This window comes from Streptomyces sp. NPDC005263 (assembly GCF_042872365.1).
In the GTDB taxonomy this organism is placed as follows: domain Bacteria; phylum Actinomycetota; class Actinomycetes; order Streptomycetales; family Streptomycetaceae; genus Streptomyces.
Map to the genome: position 1 here is coordinate 173,973 of NZ_JBIAKJ010000009.1, position 19,357 is coordinate 193,329.

Annotated in this window: 14 protein-coding genes and 1 riboswitch; of the genes, 11 read left to right on the plus strand and 3 right to left on the minus strand. The window is 72.0% G+C overall.

Annotated features, from left to right (window positions below; all coding sequences use genetic code 11):
- Nucleotides 1-3: 3 nt before the first annotated feature.
- Nucleotides 4-1,035: an ABC transporter substrate-binding protein gene (locus tag ACFYRY_RS33675; RefSeq protein ID WP_389154348.1), complete on the minus strand. Its 1,032-nt coding sequence runs from the start codon at nt 1,033-1,035 to the stop codon at nt 4-6.
- Nucleotides 1,036-1,072: 37 nt separating this feature from the next.
- A riboswitch (cobalamin riboswitch) is annotated at nt 1,073-1,255 on the minus strand.
- A 159-nt stretch (nt 1,256-1,414) separates the two neighbouring features.
- On the opposite strand from ACFYRY_RS33675, the gene ACFYRY_RS33680 reads away from it, so the two are divergent.
- The 11 genes from ACFYRY_RS33680 (at nt 1,415) to ACFYRY_RS33730 (ending at nt 18,100) form a co-directional block, all read left to right on the plus strand.
- Nucleotides 1,415-3,223: a methylmalonyl-CoA mutase family protein gene (locus ACFYRY_RS33680; RefSeq protein WP_389154351.1), complete on the plus strand. Its 1,809-nt coding sequence runs from the start codon at nt 1,415-1,417 to the stop codon at nt 3,221-3,223.
- Nucleotides 3,223-5,397: a methylmalonyl-CoA mutase gene (scpA, locus tag ACFYRY_RS33685; protein WP_389154354.1), complete on the plus strand. Its 2,175-nt coding sequence runs from the start codon at nt 3,223-3,225 to the stop codon at nt 5,395-5,397. The genes ACFYRY_RS33680 and scpA overlap by 1 nt, the downstream gene beginning before the upstream one ends.
- Complete coding sequence (meaB, locus tag ACFYRY_RS33690; protein WP_389154357.1) at nt 5,394-6,377, plus strand: methylmalonyl Co-A mutase-associated GTPase MeaB; 984 nt, start codon at nt 5,394-5,396, stop codon at nt 6,375-6,377. Before scpA ends, meaB begins: the two co-directional genes overlap by 4 nt.
- A 74-nt stretch (nt 6,378-6,451) precedes the next feature.
- Nucleotides 6,452-7,837: an aminotransferase class V-fold PLP-dependent enzyme gene (locus ACFYRY_RS33695; protein ID WP_389154360.1), complete on the plus strand. Its 1,386-nt coding sequence runs from the start codon at nt 6,452-6,454 to the stop codon at nt 7,835-7,837.
- A gap of 167 nt (nt 7,838-8,004) precedes the next feature.
- Nucleotides 8,005-9,237, plus strand: a complete 1,233-nt coding sequence (locus tag ACFYRY_RS33700; protein ID WP_389154362.1) for a PP2C family protein-serine/threonine phosphatase — start codon at nt 8,005-8,007, stop codon at nt 9,235-9,237.
- Between the two features lie 468 nt (nt 9,238-9,705).
- Nucleotides 9,706-11,070 (plus strand): cytochrome P450, encoded by a 1,365-nt coding sequence (locus ACFYRY_RS33705; RefSeq protein ID WP_389154365.1) that lies wholly within the window; start codon nt 9,706-9,708, stop codon nt 11,068-11,070.
- On the plus strand, nt 11,054-12,058 hold the full coding sequence (locus ACFYRY_RS33710; RefSeq protein ID WP_389154368.1) for a (-)-alpha-amorphene synthase: 1,005 nt from the start codon (nt 11,054-11,056) through the stop codon (nt 12,056-12,058). Before ACFYRY_RS33705 ends, ACFYRY_RS33710 begins: the two co-directional genes overlap by 17 nt.
- 195 nt (nt 12,059-12,253) lie before the next feature.
- The gene (locus tag ACFYRY_RS33715) at nt 12,254-15,187 is read left to right on the plus strand and encodes an ATP-binding protein (protein ID WP_389154370.1); all 2,934 of its coding nucleotides are present in this window, start codon (nt 12,254-12,256) and stop codon (nt 15,185-15,187) included.
- Nucleotides 15,188-15,259: 72 nt separating this feature from the next.
- Complete coding sequence (locus ACFYRY_RS33720; RefSeq protein ID WP_389154373.1) at nt 15,260-16,321, plus strand: NUDIX domain-containing protein; 1,062 nt, start codon at nt 15,260-15,262, stop codon at nt 16,319-16,321.
- 55 nt (nt 16,322-16,376) lie between these two features.
- Nucleotides 16,377-16,760, plus strand: a complete 384-nt coding sequence (locus tag ACFYRY_RS33725) for a DUF779 domain-containing protein (protein WP_389154376.1) — start codon at nt 16,377-16,379, stop codon at nt 16,758-16,760.
- A gap of 101 nt (nt 16,761-16,861) precedes the next feature.
- Nucleotides 16,862-18,100, plus strand: a complete 1,239-nt coding sequence (locus tag ACFYRY_RS33730; protein ID WP_389154379.1) for a phosphodiester glycosidase family protein — start codon at nt 16,862-16,864, stop codon at nt 18,098-18,100.
- A 3-nt stretch (nt 18,101-18,103) separates the two neighbouring features.
- Here the strand turns inward: ACFYRY_RS33730 and ACFYRY_RS33735 are convergent, their stop codons facing one another.
- Nucleotides 18,104-18,298: a hypothetical protein gene (locus ACFYRY_RS33735; protein WP_356770476.1), complete on the minus strand. Its 195-nt coding sequence runs from the start codon at nt 18,296-18,298 to the stop codon at nt 18,104-18,106.
- A gap of 158 nt (nt 18,299-18,456) precedes the next feature.
- Nucleotides 18,457-19,320, minus strand: coding sequence for a phosphatidylinositol-specific phospholipase C/glycerophosphodiester phosphodiesterase family protein (locus tag ACFYRY_RS33740; RefSeq protein ID WP_389154382.1), 864 nt, complete (start codon nt 19,318-19,320; stop codon nt 18,457-18,459).
- Nucleotides 19,321-19,357: the final 37 nt, after the last annotated feature.

Below are 19,357 nucleotides of genomic sequence, written 5' to 3' on the forward strand. Positions count from 1 at the left end.
TCGTCACCCGGCGAGCCCGTCGGCGCGCAGCGCCGCGGCCACCTTCTCGATGCCGTCGACGGTGCGGATCGTGGGGTTCATGGCCTGGCCGCTGAGCGTGACGTACCTCTTGTGCTTCACCGCGTCCATGGTTTTGGTCGCCGGATCGGACTCCAGGAAGGCGATCTTCCGGGCGGCCGTCTCGGCGGTCTGCGAGTCGCGGGTGAGATCACCGATGACCAGGACGTCGGGGTTGCGGTCCGCGACGGTCTCCCAGTTGATCTGCGGCCATTCCTGCTTCGTGTCGTCGAAGACGTTCTTCGCGCCGAGCGCGTCGGTGATGATGCCGGGGGCGCCGCAGCAGCCCGCCATGTAGGGGGACTCCTGGTTGGCGAACCAGTACAGGACCGAGGTGTCGGAGGCGTCGATCCCGGAGGTGGCTCTGGCGACGCGGCTCTTCAGTGAGGCGACGAGCTTCGCGCCCCGCGCTTCGACGCCGAAGATCTTCGCCAGGTCCCGTATCTCTCGGTAGACCGATTCCATGGTCAGCGGCTGGGTGCGGGCGCCGTCGCCGTCACCGCTGTTGTCCTTGCCCTCGCAGTCGGCGGGAGAGAGGTAGGTCGGCACGCCCAGCTCCTCGAACTTCTCGCGCGGGGCCACGCCGCCCTGCCTGAGGGTGGAGGCGAAGGAGGCGGCGACGAAGTCGGGTTCGGTGTCCAGGACCTTCTCGAAGGAGGGCTGGTTGTCGGAGAGCCTGGGCACCCGGGTGTTGTCCTTCGCGAGGCCCTTCAGGACGGGGTCGGTCCAGGTGGCGGTGCCCGCCATCCGGTCCGCGAGGCCGAGGGAGAGCATGATCTCGGTGGTGCCCTGGTTCAGGGACACCGCTCGCTTCGGCGGCGACGGGATCCGGATCCGCTGCCCGCAGTTGACCAGGGTGCGGCCCGTCGCGGTGGTGGGTGAGCCGGGGGGCCCGGTGGACGAGCCGCCGCAGGCCGTCAGGAGGAGCGCCCCGGAAAGGAGCAGGGCGGAGCGGCGAACAGCAGGGGTGACGGGCACACAACATCCTCTGGCGTCGAGGGCCCGGTCGCGGGGCCCGTTCGTACGGGTCGCCAGCAGGTCTTCGGACTCGGGATCACCCGGCCGGAGCGCCTTCCCGGACCCTGGTCACATGTGACCGTCGTCCAGTGGCTCGCGTTGCCCCGCTCGTCACCCTCACCGCTGCGCGTCAGTTCCGGATTCGCACCGGATTCCCTTGACTGGCTTGGGCAAATTATCACGTTGTCACACCGGTCCGAGGGGCAGTGCGGGGCCGGGCCGTCGTCCCTGCGGCACGTGGCCGCGCCCAGCAGGGCAACGCAGGTCACAGTGACAGGGAGTGCAAGGTCACAGCGGTGTCCTCTGCCGCTCCTTTGGCGGTCTGACCTAGCATCCGAGCATGACGGTCCTGCCTGACGACGGGCTCTCGCTGGCCGCCGAGTTCCCTGACGCGACGCACGAGCAGTGGCAACGCCTGGTGGCGGGCGTCCTGCGCAAGTCGGGAAAGGAAGTCTCGGGGGAAGCAGCGGAAGACGCCCTGTCCACCGCGTTGGAGGACGGGTTGCGCACCCGCCCCCTGTACACCGCGAACGATGTGACGCCCGAGCCCGGCTTCCCCGGGTTCCCCCCGTTCGTACGGGGCGGCCGGGCCGAGGGAAGCGTCACCGGCGGCTGGGACGTCCGGCAACGGCACGCCGCGACCGGCGGCGACGCGGTGCTCGGGGATCTGGAGAACGGCGTCACCTCGCTGTGGCTGGTCGTCGGAACGGGCGGCCTGCCGCTCGGCTCCCTCGGCCGGGTCCTCGACGGCGTCCACCTCGACCTCGCGCCCGTCGTCCTGGACGCGGGCAGCGCATTCGACGCCGCCGCACGGGAGTTGCTGGGCCTGTACGAGGAGCGGGGCGTCGCCGACCACGCGGCGATCGGCAACCTGGGCGCCGATCCGCTGGCCCACCAGGCCCGTACGGGCGACGCGTCGGACTTCGCGCCGGCGGCCGCTCTCGCGCGGCTGTGCGCCGACAGATACCCGGGGCTGCGGGCCCTGACCGTGGACGCGCTGCCGTACCACGAGGCCGGCGGTTCGGCCGCGCAGGAACTGGGCGCCTCCCTGGCGACCGGCGTCGCCTACCTGCGTGAGCTGACCGAGGCGGGGCTCAGTGTCGAACAGGCCTGTGCTCAGCTGGAGTTCCGGTACGCGGCCACCGCCGACCAGTTCCTCACCATCGCCAAGCTGCGCGCGGCCCGACGGCTGTGGGCGCGGGTCGCCGAGGTGTGCGGGGCTCCGGGCGCGGGGGCGCAGGTGCAGCACGCCGTGACGTCGCCGGTGATGATGACGCGCCGCGACCCGTGGGTGAACATGCTGCGCACGACCATCGCCACGCTCGCCGCCGGGGTCGGCGGCGCCGACGCCGTCACCGTGCTGCCCTTCGACCACGCCGTGGGCCTGCCGGACGCGTTCGCACGCCGTATCGCCCGCAACACCTCGACGATCCTGGTCGAGGAGTCCCACCTGTCCCGGGTGACCGACCCGGCGGGCGGCTCCTGGTACGTGGAGCGGCTCACGGACGAACTCGCCCACGCGGGCTGGGAGTTCTTCCAGCGGATCGAGGGCGTCGGCGGTCAGGCCGCCGCCCTGCGCTCCGGCCGTCTCGCCCAGGACCTGGCGGACACCTGGGAGGCGCGCAGCGCGAAGCTGGCCGAGCGCCGCGAACCCATCACCGGTGTCAGCGAGTTCCCGTACCTCGCCGAACGTCCCGTGGAACGTGCACCGGCTCCCGAGCCGCCGTCCGGCGGGCTGCCGCGGGTGCGGCGCGACGAGGCGTACGAGGCCCTGCGGGCGCGCTCCGACGCCCATCTCGCCGCCACCGGATCCCGGCCGCGCGTCTACCTGGCCGCGATCGGCCCGGCGGCCGCGCACACCGCGCGCACGACCTTCGCCGCCAACCTGTTCCAGGCCGGCGGCATCGAGCCCGTCACGGACGGCGCCTTCGAGGACAGCGGCGCCACCGAGGTCTGCCTGTGCTCCAGCGACACGCTGTACGAGGAGCAGGCCGAGAGCACCGCGCGGGCTCTGAGGGCAGCCGGTGCCCGCCATGTGTTCCTGGCCGGCCGTCCCGGGCAGTACACGGGTGTCGACGCCTATGTCTTCGCGGGCTGTGACGCCGTCGCCGTGCTCTCCGCCACCCTCGACCGCATGGGAGTGTCCTGATGGGAATCCCCGACTTCACCGGGATCGAACTGGGGACGCCCACCGCCGACGGCGGCGCCGACGAGTGGCGCAAGGCCGTCGATACGGCGAGGGGCGGGGACGAGTCGTTCTGGGAGACCCCGGAAGGCATCGCGGTCAAACCGCTGTACACCGGCCGTGACCTGGAGGGCCTGGACTTCCTGGGCACCTACCCGGGCGTCGCCCCGTACCTGCGCGGCCCCTATCCGACGATGTATGTCAACCAGCCGTGGACGATCCGCCAGTACGCGGGTTTCTCCACCGCCGAGGAGTCCAACGCCTTCTACCGCCGCAACCTCGCGGCCGGCCAGAAGGGCCTGTCGGTCGCCTTCGACCTGCCCACCCACCGCGGCTACGACAGCGACCACCCGCGGGTGACCGGCGACGTCGGCATGGCGGGCGTGGCGATCGACTCGATCTACGACATGCGGCAGCTCTTCGACGGCATCCCGCTGGACAAGATGTCCGTGTCGATGACGATGAACGGCGCGGTGCTGCCGGTGCTGGCGCTGTACATCGTGGCGGCGGAGGAACAGGGCGTACCGCCCGAGAAGTTGGCGGGGACCATCCAGAACGACATCCTCAAGGAGTTCATGGTCCGCAACACGTACATCTATCCGCCGAAGCCGTCGATGCGGATCATCTCCGACATCTTCGCGTTCACCTCGCAGCGGATGCCGCGCTACAACTCCATCTCCATCTCGGGCTACCACATCCAGGAGGCGGGTGCGACGGCCGACCTGGAGCTGGCGTACACGCTCGCGGACGGTGTGGAGTACATCCGCGCGGGCCGTGAGGTCGGCCTGGACGTGGACGCGTTCGCGCCCCGGCTCTCCTTCTTCTGGGCGATCGGCATGAACTTCTTCATGGAGATCGCCAAGTTGCGGGCGGCCCGGCTGCTGTGGGCCAAGCTGGTCAAGCAGTTCGGCCCGCAGAACGCCAAGTCCCTTTCCCTGCGCACCCATTCGCAGACCTCGGGCTGGTCGCTGACCGCGCAGGACGTGTTCAACAACGTGACGCGTACGTGTGTGGAGGCGATGGCCGCGACCCAGGGCCACACCCAGTCGCTGCACACCAACGCCCTCGACGAGGCCCTCGCGCTGCCCACTGACTTCTCGGCGCGCATCGCCCGCAACACGCAGCTGCTGCTCCAGCAGGAGTCCGGCACCAACCGGGTCATCGACCCGTGGGGCGGCAGCGCGTACGTGGAGAAGCTGACCTACGACCTCGCCCGCCGGGCCTGGCAGCACATCGAGGAGGTCGAGGCGGCGGGCGGCATGGCCAAGGCCATCGACGCCGGCATCCCCAAGCTGCGCATCGAGGAGGCCGCGGCCCGCACCCAGGCCCGCATCGACTCCGGCCGTCAGCCGGTGATCGGCGTGAACAAGTACCGCGTCGAGACCGACGAGAAGATCGACGTACTGAAGGTCGACAACTCCTCGGTGCGTACCCAGCAGATCGAGAAGCTGCGGCGGCTGCGGGCGGAGCGCGACGAACGGGCCTGCCAGGACTCTCTCGACGCCCTCACCCGGGCGGCCGGGGGCGACGGCAACCTGCTGGAGCTGGCGGTGCGCGCGGCCCGCGCGAAGGCCACCGTCGGGGAGATCTCCGACGCCCTGGAGAAGGTGTACGGCCGGCACGCGAGCCAGATCCGTACCATCTCCGGCGTGTACCGAAACGAAGCAGGCGAGTCCCCGTCCGTGGACCGCACCCGGGCCCTGGTGGACGCCTTCGCCGAGGACGAGGGGCGGCGGCCGCGCATCCTGGTCGCCAAGATGGGCCAGGACGGTCACGACCGCGGCCAGAAGGTGATCGCCACCGCCTTCGCCGACCTCGGTTTCGACGTGGACGTCGGTCCGCTGTTCCAGACCCCGGCCGAGGTGGCCCGCCAGGCCGTCGAGGCGGACGTGCACATCGTCGGGGTCTCCTCGCTGGCCGCGGGCCATCTGACCCTCGTACCGGCGCTGCGCGAGCAGCTCGCCGAGGAGGGCCGCGAGGACATCATGATCGTCGTCGGGGGTGTCATCCCGCCGCAGGACGTGCCGACCCTGCTGGAGATGGGCGCCGCGGCCGTGTTCCCGCCCGGGACGGTGATCCCGGACGCGGCCCACGACCTGGTGACACGGCTGGCGGCCGGCCTCGGGCATCCGCGGTGATCGATCTCGACGCGTATGTGAAGGGCGTGCTCGACGGGAAACGGGCGATCGTGGCCCGCGCCATCACGCTCGTCGAGTCCACCCGGCCTCAACACCGGGCGCTGGCACAGGAGTTGCTGACCGAGCTGCTCCCGCACAGCGGGCGGGCCCGGCGGATCGGGATCAGCGGGGTGCCGGGGGTGGGCAAGTCGACCTTCATCGACGCGTTCGGCACCATGCTGACCTCGCTGGGCCACCGGGTGGCCGTGCTGGCGGTCGACCCGTCCTCCACCCGGACCGGCGGCTCGATCCTCGGCGACAAGACCCGCATGGAGCGGCTGTCCGTCGACCCCGCGGCCTTCGTCCGCCCCTCCCCCAGCGCGGGCACTCTCGGCGGGGTCGCCAAGGCCACCCGCGAGTCGATCGTGGTGATGGAGGCGGCCGGGTACGACGTGATCCTGGTCGAGACGGTCGGTGTCGGCCAGTCGGAGACCGCCGTCGCCGACATGGTCGACTCGTTCCTCCTGCTCACCCTGGCCCGCACCGGGGACCAGCTGCAGGGCATCAAGAAGGGCGTCCTGGAGCTGGCCGACGTCATCGCCGTGAACAAGGCGGACGGCCCGCACGAGCGCGACGCCCGCGCGGCGGCACGGGAGTTGACGGGCGCGCTGCGCCTCATGCACGGCAAGGACGCCGCCTGGACCCCGCCGGTGCTCAGTTGCAGCGCCCGGGAGTCGACCGGCCTGGACACCGTCTGGGAGCGCCTGGAGCAGCACCGCACCCTGCTGGACTCCACCGGGCGGCTGGCCGCCAAGCGCAGCGAACAGCAGGTCGACTGGGCGTGGTCCATGGTCCGCGACGAGTTGCTCGGCCGGCTGCACGCCGACCCGGCCGTGCGGGAGATCGCGCCCGGTCTCGAACAGCAGGTGCGCGACGGTGAGTTGACGGCGACGCTGGCCGCGGAGCGCATCCTGAAGGCGTTCGGCGGGCCCGGCCGCTGAGCGCGCGGGACACGGAGCCGCCGTCACCGTCCCACGAGGCCCGCGCTTCCACGCGAAGTGCCTAAGCTGTACAGATGTTCGACGCATCTTCGCCGTCCGACTTACGCACGACCGAGTACGGCTACCTGGACGAGAACAAGCATGTCTACCTCGACCACACGGGCGCCGCTCTGCCCGCCAGGCGACAACTGCGCGCCCACGCCGACCGGATCACCGCGAACGCCTTCGGCAACCCGCACTCGGAGAATCCCACAGCGGCGGCGTCCGAGGCCCTGGTACGCAGCGCGAGGCAGGCCGTGCTGCGCTTCCTCAACGCCGACCCGCGCGAATACGCCGTCGTCTTCACGCCCAACGCGACCGGCGCCATACGTCTGGTCGGGGAGGCGTACCCGTTCTCCGGGGACAGCCGTCTGCTGCTCACCGCCGACAACCACAACTCCGTCAACGGGCTTCGCGAGTACGCCCGTTCACGCGGGGCCGACACGCACTACATACCGCTGGACGGGCCCGAGCTGAGGATGTCCGACGACACGCTCGACCAGGCGCTCACCGCCGACGTCGGCAGCGGCGGTCTGTTCGCGTTCCCCGCGCAGAGCAACTTCTCCGGGGTCCAGCACCCGTTGGCGTGGATCGAACGCGCCCGGGCCCACGGCTACCAGGTCCTGCTCGACGCCGCCGCCTTCGCGCCCGCCAACCGGCTGGACCTGAGCGTGACACGGCCCGACTTCACCGCGCTCAGCTGGTACAAGGTCTTCGGCTACCCCACCGGCGTCGGCGCCCTCGTCGCCCGCCGTGCGGCCCTGGCAGGGCTTCGCCGCCCCTGGTTCTCCGGCGGGACGATCCGGGTCGCCAGCGCGGGGGGCCGGTGGCACCGCATGGCCGACGACGAGACCGCCTTCGAGGACGGCACCCTCGACTTCCTGTCCATCCCCGACGTCGAGGTGGGACTGGACTGGATCCGCTCGATAGGCATCGACACCGTCCACGCCCACGTCACCGGCCTGACCCGCTCCCTCCTCGACGGCCTGCGCGCCCTGCGACACGCGAACGGCGAGCCCCTGGCCCGCCTCTACGGCCCCCTCGGCACGGACCTGCGCGGCGCGACCATCAGCCTGAACCTCCTGGACCCTCGGGGGCAGGTCATCGACGAACGCGCGGTCAGCCGGGACAGCACCGCCCGCGGGATCTCCCTGCGCACCGGCTGCTTCTGCAACCCGGGCGCCGGCGAGGCCGCCTTCGGCGTCGGCCCGTCGGCCCTGCGCGGTGTGAGCCTCAGTCCCGACGGCACCGTCGACGACTACCTCGCCGGCCTCGGCCTCCCCTCCGGCGGCGCGGTCCGGGTGTCCCTCGGTCTGTCCTCCAACCAGGCCGACGTCGACACCTTCCTCGGCTTCGTCACCGACACCTACCGCGACCGCGCTCCCAGGACCGACGGACTCGCCCCCCGACTGCACTGCTGAGCCACGCGGGCCCGACGGCCCGGGTCGAGGCGACCGGCGGCGGCTCCGGCCGGCCACGGCACACCGCCGAGCAGCCCAAGCCCCACCCGGTCCGCCCCTCGTCGGTGGCTCATTCCGTCTATCGTGGAAAATCAGGCAATGACGACCCCTGTCGAGGCAGACAGCACATGAGGAAACCGCAGATCGACTACGCGGCGGTCTTCCGGGCCCTGCCCGGCATGGTGGCACTGCTCACCCCCGAGCTGGTGTACGCCGACGCCAACGAGGACTTCCTGCGGCTGGCCCGCCGCACCCGTGAGCAGCTGCTGGGTCGCTACATCTTCGATGTCTTCCCCGAGAACCCGAACGACCCGGCCGCGGCGGGCATGCAGGAGACGCAGGCGTCGATGCTGCGGGTGGTGGAGACCGGCGAGCGCGACACGATGGCACTGATCCGCTACGACATCGAGGATCCCGCGCGCCCGGGGTACTGGCGGGAGCACTACTGGAGCCCGGTCAACGCACCCGTCCTCGACCCCGACGGAAGGGTGGCCCTGGTCGTCCACCGGGTGGAAGAGGTCACGGAACTCATCCGTGCCCGTGGCGGACCGGTCGGCGACGAGGACCGGGCCCGCGTGCTGGAGGCCGAGCTGTACACCCGCGCCCGGGAACTGCAGGACGTCAATGAACGGCTGCGCCAGGCGCACGCCCGGGAGCGCGAGGTCGCGCTGGCGCTGCAGGCGGCGATGCTGCCCGCGCCCGGCCCGATCGGTCCGCACGAGGCGGCCGTGCGCTACCGGCCCGCCATCGGCGCCCTGAACGTGTGCGGCGACTGGTACGACCTGGTGGACCTGCCCGGCGACAACCTCGCGGTCGCGGTCGGCGACGTCGTCGGCCACGGCCTCGGGGCCGCCTGCACCATGGGACAGCTGCGCAGCGCGCTGAGCGCGGCCTGCCGCGTCGCCGACGGCCCGGCCCGGGCCCTGGAGGCGCTCGGCCTGTACGCCCGTTTCGTCGAGGGCGCCGAGGCGACCACCGTCGTGACGACCTTCATCGACTGGGACAGTCACACCGTCACCTACAGCTGCGCCGGCCATCCGCCGCCCGCCCTGGTGGACCCCGAGGGCAACGTGACCTTCCTGGACCAGGCCACCGATCCCCCGCTCGCCACCCGCCCGGAACACCTTCCCCGCCCCCAGGCCCGTGCCTCCTTCGCCGAGGGGTCCACGCTGGTCCTGTACACCGACGGCCTCATCGAACGCCGCGACGAGGACATCGACACCGGCCTGGCCCGCCTCGCCGACTCCCTGAGCCGCCATCGGCATGCCGAAGTCGAGCCCCTGTCCGACGCCCTCCTGACCGACCTCCTCCCCTCCAGCGGCACCACCGACGACACGGCGCTGATCGTCATCCGTCTGTGAACCTCCTTATCGGATACCGCACCCGCGGACGATCCCATTCCGGCTGAATTCCGCACGTTCAGGCATCCGAACCAGATCGTTGCACGCGGAAAAGGGTCGCGGGAGACGACGGAAGACACCCCAGGGGCGGAAGTACACCGACATTCTGGGCGTACGAGCGAATCGCGTTTTTGCGAAATGCTCCCGCGCGCTCCCGTGCGCCCCCTTGAGGCAAGGTGTCGGCACGTCGGGCGGCAGGTGGACTGGGCAGGACACGGTTCAAGCACCACGTCGGCGACACATCACTGAATTCCGCATTCCGCATTCTGGCCGAGACGGTGGTATTCGATGAACACCTTTGTCCCCGAGCCGGAGCGAAAGTGGAGAGTGGGTACTGCTCCCAGCATATTCCCCTCCATCGCTCACGGTATCGCCTTGTTCCGACGCCCGCTGGAGTTTCTGAATTCTTTGCCCGCACACGGAGACCTGGTGCAGATACGGCTGGGTCCCCTGCGCGCCTGGGTGGTGTGCCACCCGGACCTGGTCCACGAGATGCTCAGGGAGACCCGTACCTACGACAGGGGAGGCACGCAGTACGACCGGCTGCGGCTGCTGATGGGGGACGGCGTCGTCACCTGCCCGCACGCGGAACACCGCAGGCAACGCAGGCTGGTCCAGCCCGCGTTCCGCCCGTCACGGGTCGCCGAGCACACCCGACTGATGCTGGACGAGGCCGAGTTGGTGTGCCGTGAGTGGCGCCCCGGCCGGCAGGTCGACGTGAGCGCGGCCATGATGGCCATGACCACCCGGGTGATCAGCCGCATCCTCTTCTCCGACTCCCTCGACGCGGCGACGACCGCCGAGGTGCGGCACTGTCTCGAAGAGTTCGTGCGGGGCCTGTTCCTGCGCACGGTCGTCTCCGTCGACGCCGTCTTCCGTCTGCCCACGCCCGCGAACCGCCGCTATCGGCACGCGGTCGCCCGGCTGCACACGATCATCGACGGTGTGATCGCCGAGCGTCGCCGACGCACCGCGGGCGCCCCTCACGACGATCTGCTGGAGACGCTGCTGGAAGCCGCGCGGGGCGACGGCGACGGAGGGCCGGCGGTCAGTGAGCAGGAGATCCACGACCAGCTCATCACCCTGCTGCTGACCGGGGTGGAGACCACCGCCCTGTGCCTGGCCTCGGCCTTCGGCCTGCTGGCCCGCAATCCGGAGGCGGAGGAACGTCTCCACAGCGAGATCGACACCGTGCTCGCCGGGCGCCCCCGCCTGGCCCCCGAGGATCTCCCGCGCCTCGCACAGACCCGCGCCGTCATCACCGAGACGCTGCGCCACTCCCCGCCGGGCTGGCTCTTCACCCGCGTCACGACCCGGGACACGACACTCGCCGGGCACCGTCTCGCCAAGGGATCAACCGTTCTGTACAGCCCCTACCTCCTGCATCACGACCCCGCGTCGTTCCCCGAACCCGACCGCTTCCTGCCCGGTCGCTGGCTGCCCGCACCGGCACCCCGATCGCAGAGTGCGCTGCTCCCGTTCGCCGCGGGGACCCGCAAGTGCCTGGGCGACACGTTCGCCATGACGGAGGCGATCGCGGTCGTCGCGGTCGTCGCGGGCCGCTGGCGGCTGCGGCACCTGCCCGGCCCGGTCGGGCCGCAGCGCCCGGTGGTGACGCTGGGTCCGAGGTCGCTGGTGATGACCTGTGAACCCCGGGTCCGCCGTACGACGGACATACCGGCCCAGCAGGACGCGGCCGCGCTCCGGGCCGATGTCGCCCTTCGAGCTGCCGATGCCGCCCTGCGAGCCACGGACGCCCGAACGGCAGGTGACACCGGTGTCGACGACGCATGAGGAGAGCATGACCACCCCGCACGGCTCACCGCACGCCTCCACCCTCAAGGAACTGGTCGACACCCACCTCCACATGCCCTACGCGCTCCTCAGGAACCCCCACGAGTCGCTGGCCGTGGCGGGCGTCGAGGAGTGGCTCCGCGCGCAGGGACTGAACCGCGAACCGGGCGTACCGGAGATGCTCCGCCGCACCCGCCCCGCCGAGCTGGCGTCCCGCACCAGTCCGGGTGTGGACGCGGACATCCTCCAGATCGTGGCGAACCAGATCGCCTATCAGTTCGTCTTCGACGACCGGGCGGAGGAGGTCGGCCGTCGGTGGCCGGACCGGTTGCTGCCGATGCTCTGCGAGAGCGTGGCGATCCTGCGCGACGGCCAGCCGCCCACCACGGCCCTCGGGGCGGCCCTGGCCGACCTGTACCGCCAGGTCCAGGAGCGCTGCACCCCGGCACAGGCGGCTCGCTGGGCCTGGACGAGCCGGGAGTACGTCCATGGGCTGCTGTACGAATCCGTGGCCCAGAACGGCGCCTTCCCGCTGCGGACCGGTCTGTGCACCTCCGTACGTTCGCTGACCGCGGGCGTCGAGCCCTTCTACCCGTTGTACGAGGCCGCGCGGCGCGGCGAGTCCGCCCCCGAGGAGATTCACCATCCGGTCATGCGGCGCATGCGGCGCCTGTCGGTCGACGCGGCCGTGTGGACCGCGGACCTGTTCTCCGCGGTGAAGGAACAACGAGCGGGAGGTCTGATCAATCTGGCCCTGGCCCACCAGCGCGCCCGGGGGTGCTCCCTGCCGGTCGCCATCACCCTGGCCATCCGGCAGATCAACAGCGCCATCGACGAGTTCGAGAGGCTCCGCGCGCAGATCGAACCGGTCCTGAGTCCCGCGGGACTCGACTGCGTGGAGGGCATGGCCGGCTGGATCGGCGGGTGCTACCACTGGTCCCGTACGGTGCCGCGCTACGCGGACACGGCGACGGAGCCCGCGTCGTGAGACCTTCCGTCACGGTGCTTTCGAGGGCGGCACATTCGGTCGACCGTACCCACGAGACGGACCCGCCAAGCCACGAGGGCGGGTGATTCATCCATACTTGGCACATTCGTTCGCGAATTCGCCCATACCGCATGTCGTGGGGCGTACGCTCCTGCCTGCCTCCCGGTGGTCGAACGACAGGAAGCGGTACGGCACATGGCGCATGGGTCACGGCAACCGAGCAGCTCGTCCCGGCAGTTGCTCGAACGCGCACAGGAGCTCGGTGCGCTCGACGCGGCGCTGTCGGATCTGCGGGCCGTCGCCGACGGCGGCCCGTGCACCCGGCACACCGGGCTGCTCGCCTTCACCGGCCCGGCGGGGCTGGGCAAGACGGCACTCATGACCGAAGCCCGCGCCCGCGCCACGGCCGCGGGCTTCAGGGTGCTCTCGGGCAGGGGCGGTGAGGCGGACCAGGAGCTGGCGTTCCATGTGGTCCGCCAGCTCGTCCAACCCGCGCTGGCCACCATGGACGAGACGGAACGGGAGGCGTTCCTGGGCAGTTGGTACGCCATCATCGCCGCCACGCTCGGCCTGGAGGCGGCGGACACCTCGCACGTACCGGACCCGGCGGGCGTACGCGACGGACTCGACTGGGTCATGACCCGCCTGACGGTGACGAAGAAGGCGCCCGTCGTGCTGCTCCTGGACGACCTGCACTGGGCCGACATCGAGTCCCTCGGCTGGCTCGCCTCCTTCGCGCCCCGGGCCGCGGACCTGCCGCTGCTGATCGTGGTCGCCTACCGGCCCGACGAACTGCCGCACGAGGCCGCCGCGTTCCGCGCCCTGGTCGACGGTCACGGCAGCCGCCCCCACCCACTCGCACCGCTCACCGCCGCGGGCGTGGCGCGGATCGTGCGGGAGCAGGTGGGCCGACGCGCCGAGGACGAGTTCTGCGAGGAGTGCCGCACCGTCACCGGCGGCAACCCGTTCGAGACCGTGGAACTCGCCATCCGCCTCGGCCAGCGCGGTCTGCGGGGCAGCCAGGACGAGCTGCCGACGATGCGGGCCCTGGCCTCCGCGGTAAAGGGACCCGGGCTGGTCGAGCGGCTGCGGCGGCTCGGCACGAACACCGTCCGCTTCACGTACGCGGGAGCCGTCCTGGGTGCGCCGTTCTCGCCCGACCTCGCCGCCACCATCGCGGCGATCGGCCGCGAGGCCGCCGCCGAGGCGACCGAGAAGCTGCGCGCCGCCCGCATCCTGACCGACACCGACGGGCCCGGCGGCGACCTGGGGTTCGTCCATCCGCTGATCGCCACCACGATCTACCAGTCCATCCCGTCGGGTCTGCGGGTCGGCATGCACAACGCGGCCGCCGAGGCGCTGCGCGCGGCCGGGTTCGGCCCGACCGCGTCCGCCCGGCACCTGCTCGAGGTCCCCTGCGACGGCAAACCCGAAGCGGTGGACTGTCTCCGGGAAGCCGCCCGTGAATCCCTGCGGGCGGGCTCTCCGGAAGCGGCCCGCCGCCTGCTGACCCGGGCGTTGCAGGAGCCCTGTCTGCCGGAGGAGCGCGCCGCCCTCCTGCACGAACTCGCGGGCTCGACCTTCCTCATCGAACCCACGGCCACCGTGAGACATCTGAGGGCGGCTCTGACGGAGCCCGGGATCGACCCCGAACTGCGCGCCTCCATCGTCTACCGGCTCACCCAGGCACTCGCCCACACGGACCGGTTGGCCGAGGCCGCGCAGGTGGCCGCCGAGGAGGCACGGCTGACCACCAACGCCCGGGTCCGGTTGCGGATGCAGGCCGATCACTTCGTCTGGAGCATGAACCGCACCGACGAACCCGACTCGTCCGCCCGCTCCCGCACGCTGACCCGGCTGGCCGCACGGCTGACGGACCGGGGGCGGCCGGCCGACCGCGGCCTCGAGGAACGCTGCATTCTGGGCCTGCGCTCGTGGGACGCCCTGCTGCGTGGCGAGCCACGACGGACCGTCCTCGAACACGCCGAGGACGCCCTGCGCGGCGGAATGAGCTGGACCGACGAGAACCGGGGCTTCGAGGTCCCCGTCTCCGTGGCCCTCGCCTACATGTACTGCGACCGGCCGCGCCGGGCCGAGGAACTGTTCACCAAGGGGATGGCGGAGTGCGAGACCAAGGGGTGGCGGGGCTCTCATCTGGCCGTCGGCCAGGCCCTGTTCGCCTACATCCGGCACCGCCGGGGGTGTCTGGCGGAGGCGGAGCACTGGGTGCGTGAGGGCCTGCGCACGGCGCAGCGGGTCGAAGGGGCGGTGCCCGCGCAGTGGTTCGCCGTCGGCATCCTCATCCAGACGCTGCTGGCCCGCGGGCGCACCCGAGACGCGCGCCGGATCGCCGACCGCCACGACTACGGCGGGGACGTCCCGAATGCCGTCATCTACCCCGATCCCCGCACGGTGTATGCCGAGTTGCTGCTGGCGGAGGGACGCCTCGCCGAGGCGGAGTGCCTGTTGACCGAGGTCGGGAACTGGCTGGACGGACGGGACTGGCGCAACCCCGCCTGGTGCCCGTGGCAGCTGCATCTCGCGTCCGCCGTGGCGCGCTCCGCCCCCGACCGAGCCGTGCGGTACGCCGAGGAGGCCCTTGAGCGTGCCCGGGACTTCGGCGCGGCGTCCGCGATCGGACAGGCGACGCACACCTTGGCGGAGGTGACCGGCGGGCGGGCGGCGCTCGCTCTGCACGCCGCCGCCGTGGAGCATCTGGAACGGTCGCCCGCCGCCTACGAGCTGGCCCGCGCGCTGGTCGGTCACGGTGCCTCGCTGGCCCGGTACGGTCAGCTCCACGACGCCGCGGACCGGCTCTACCAGGGCCTGGAAGGAGCGGTGCACTGCGGTGCCGACGCGCTGGCCGCCCGGGCCAGGGCGGAACTCTCCGCGGCCGGCCTGCGCCCGCTGCCGCTGCGGTACCCGCAGACCGACACCCTCACGGCCCACGAACGCAAAGCGGCCGAGATGACGGCTCAGGGCCACCCGGCAGCCGTGGTCGCGAAGGATCTCCGCCTCAAGGAACAGGGGGTGCGACAGCTGCTGTCCTCCGTGTACCGCAAGGTCGGCACCGACCCGGCGGGCCTGGCCGAGGCGCTGGAGACCTTCCCGCGGCCCCGGACACTCTGAGGACATCGGCGGCCGCTCGGTCATCATGGGGAGGCCACAGGATCCCTTGACCCCTCGTCACCAGGAGGCAGCTTGCCGTCACAGACCTTCCGTCCCGACGACGCCGCGGCGCCGTTCGACTGGGGCTTCCCGGGCGCCGGCCCGGGGACCGGGATCCTCGGCGACATCTCGGGGCGGCGAGTGCTCGACCTCGGCTGCGGCACCGGTCGGCACGCCGCCCACCTCGTCCGCGCGTACGGCGCCTCGGTGGACGCGGTCGACTCGGGGCCCTGCGAGCGGGCGGGCGCCGAGCACGGCTCGCTGCCGGGACTGCGCCTGGTGCGGGCCGAAGCGGTGGAGTACCTGAGCAGCGCGGAGCCGTACGACGTCATCTACTCCGTCGACGCCGTCGCGTCCGTCGATCCCCGCCGCCTGCTGCCCGCCCTCGCCTCGGCGCTCCGCCCCGGCGGGACGCTGTGCTTCGGCGTGCCGCACACGGACTCCCGCGGCGACGGCCCCTCGTCGTCGGTCGAGCCTCGCGGCGCGGACGGCGCCCGAAGGTGGGTGCTCACGCCGGAGCTCTGGACCGACCTGCTCGGCGAGCACGGGCTGCGTGTCGAACACGTCGAGGTCCTCGACGCGCCGGACCGAGCCTCCCACCGGATCCTCCGCGTCACCCGCCCCCTGCGGGTCTCCTCCCGTCCCCGCGGCGCCGGGCCGCCGGTCCCGCACGGCGCCCTCGGTGTCGGCGCCATCCTGTACGGCCCGCGGGGCCTGCTGCTGGGGCGGCACCGCAGGGGCACCTGGGAGCTGCCCGGCGGCACGGTGGAACCCGGTGAGTCGCTCCAGGAGACGGTGGTGCGCGAACTCGCCGAGGAGACGGGGATCGAGGCGGGCCCCGCCGACGTACACCTCCTGGGCACGCTCCTCGACCATGTCGGCGACGTCGTACGGGTGACGGTGCCCGCCCTGGTGGCGGCGTGGCGGGGCGAGCCGGCCGACCAGCCCGGCGAACGCGTCGGCGACTGGCGCTGGTTCGCCCTGGACCGGCTGCCGGAGAACCTGTTCGTGTGCAGTGCCCAGGGACTCACCGCATGGCGCCCCGACCTGCCGGTCGACCACACCCCCGCCCACTTCACCCCGTACGCCCGATGACCGCGCGGGCGCGTGCAACCCTCTCGCAACCTTGCCCGTGCTGCACTCGGGGACCATGGACGAGGAATCCGCACGCGCCGGGTACGACGAGACCCCCCGCGTCGAGCTGACGGACGCGGCCGCCGACCTGCTGCGGCGACTGCGCGAGACGCACGGCCCGCTGATGTTCCACCAGTCCGGCGGCTGTTGCGACGGCAGCGCGCCGATGTGCTTCGCGGCGGGCGAGTTCCGTACCGGCGGCTCGGACGTGCTGCTCGCCGAGCTGGTGGTGGAGGGGGTCGAGGAGCCGGTGGCGTTCTGGATGTCCCGCAGCCAGTACGAGGTGTGGAGCCACACCCGGTTGATCGTCGACGTCGTCGAGGGCCGCGGCAGCGGCTTCTCGCTGGAGGCACCCGAGGGGGTGCGATTCCTCATCCGTTCGCGGGTCGTCGGCGCATAGACACCGCTCCGCTCCCGGTCGTCTGGTGCACTTCCCCTGGGTCCTGGAACAGTTGACGGGACATCAGGACGGGACGAGACATCAGTGGGGGGACTGTGACTGTGACGCGTCGTCAGAGACGGTTCGGGGCGGGCAGAAACGTACTGGCGTTGCTCGCGGCGCTCGGCACCCTGGCCGGTGCGGCCCTGGTGGGGGCGGCACCGGCCGGCGCGGTAGCGGACGGGACGGCGCTCGCGCCCGGGGTCGGGTACCGGGAGTTCGACGTCCCGGCGGCAAAGGGGGTGGCGCACGCCCATGTGCTCACCGTCGACCTGCGCGATCCTCACGTCCGCCTGGACCTGCTGTATCCGGGGGCGGTGGCCGCGCGTGCCCCCGTCTCCGGCATGGCGGACGCGGCCGGGGCCGTGGCGGGTGTCAACGGCGACTTCTTCAACATCAGCGAGACCCAGCACCCGGGTGTCGAGGCGACGGGCGCGACCGTGGGCCCGGCGATCACACGGGGCCACGTTCTCAAGGCGGCGGTGCCCGACGGCCAGCGCTTCGGCCCGGCGCTGCCGCCCGGCACCGGCACCGAGGAGGTGTTCGGCGTGGGGGTGGACCGACGGGCCCGGCTGGACGCCCTCGCCCTGGACGGTTCGATCCGCACGCCGGTGGGGCGACTGCCGCTCGGCGGGCTGAACCAGTACGCGTTGCCGGAGGGCTCCGTCGGCGCGTTCACCTCCGACTGGGGCAGCGCCTCCCGGGTGCGCGCCACCTGCGGCACCGACGTGGACCGGGCCGCTCCGTGCAGCAAGGACACCTACGAGGTGACCGTCCGTCACCATCGGGTCGTGTCGGTGTCCGACACTCCCGGCAGTGGCCCCATCACCGCGGGGACCACCGTGCTGGTGGGCCGGGAGGCGGGCGCGCGGCAGCTGCGGACGTTCTCCCGGGGCGAGAGGGTGACGGTGCGGCACCGCCTGGTGTCGTCCTCGACCCGGGTCCGGTACCGCTTCGCGCTCGGCGGCTACCCCGTCCTGCGGGGCGAGCTGCCGCTGCCCGGCCTCGACAACACGACCTCGGCCGTGCGGACCGCCGTGGGGGTCGCGAACGGCGGGCGGCGCCTGCTGCTGCTCGCGCTGGACGGCGCACCCCAGTACCGCAGCGGGCTCACCATCGCCGAAGTCGCCGGAATCATGCGGGAGTTGGGGTCGGTCGACGCTTTCAGCCTGGACGGCGGCGGTTCCACGACCCTGGCCGCCCGGGTGCCCGGCGCGAGCACCGTCACCGTACGCAACCATCCCTCCGGGGGCGCGGAGCGGCCCGTCCCCAACGGCATCGGGGTCTTCACGACCCGCTGACGCTCACGGTCTGAGGCCGCTGACGATGTCCGCCGTCGCCATCAGACCGCTGTTGATGCTGGGTGCGATGTCCGTGCCGGCCAGGTAGAAGCCGAGCAGCAGGCACACCAGCGCGTGGGAGACCTTCAGCCCGCCACTGCGCAGGAAGACCGTCGCCAGGATCACCAGCAGCAGCACCACAGAGATGGAAATCGCCATCGTCAACCTCCTCCGCCACGCCGCCATGTCTGGTTCGCGGCGTTCGGCCGCAAGTGTGGCGTAGCGGAGGGTTCGTCCGGGCGGCTGACCTGTCCGCCGAACAGGTGGTGTCCGGCGGGTGGTGGTCACGTCGGGCTGGTGGCTACGTCGCCTGGTGGCTACGTCGCCTGGTGGGCGTCGAGGAACGCCTCCAGTCCCGCCAGGTCGTCGGTGTTGATGTGGTCGACGCCGGCGGCGAGCAGTTCGGCCCACACGGCGTCCCGCGCCGGGCCGGCCAGGTCCGGCGTGGCCCACAGCCGCACCCTCTGACCGCGCTGGTGAGCCGCCCGGACGATGCCGCGCAGCTTCTGCCGTTCGGCGTCGGGGAAGGCGCCGACACCCGTCCAGGTGAAGTTGAGCATCCAGTTGTCACTGATCAGCGGGATGAGGGAGGCGGGTGCCGTGCTGCCGAGGTCGGCGAGCCGGCCGTCGTAGAAGGCCCGGCGGACGGTCTGGGCCTCCATCGGGGTACGCGCCGCACGGTCCCCGGAGATGACCGCCGTGACCGCGCCCGGGCGCACCCGGCCGTGGGCGTAGGTCGTGAAGAGGTGCTGGTGGCGCCGCAGATGACGGTCGAGTTCGAGGTAGGTCGACGACCCCTCCGTCTTGATGTCGATCAGCAGTTGCAGCGGCTCGCGGCAACCCCGGTACACGGAGCCGTGGTTGGCCCGGACCCGGGCGGCCAGCGGGTCGAGGTAGAGGGATTCGAGGGTGCGGGTCGGGTCGAGGTCGACGGGGTCGTGGGCGACGAGAAGCTGGTCGCCCACGAGGTAGATGTCGGCCTCGACGCTGCCGAAGCGGTGGTCGAGGGCGTCGAGGAGGGGCCGCGGATGCTCGTAGTCGTTGTGCGCGTGGGCACGCCACAACGGGCGCGGCCGGTGCCGGTGTTCGGCTGCGAAGGCGTCCGCAGCGGGCAGGGCGACCGCGCCCGCAAGGGCGGCGCCGAGGGTGGTGAGGGCTCTGCGTCGGGTGGTGAGGGCCATACTCTGCCTCCCTGGTGGGCCGTACGGGATCGATGGG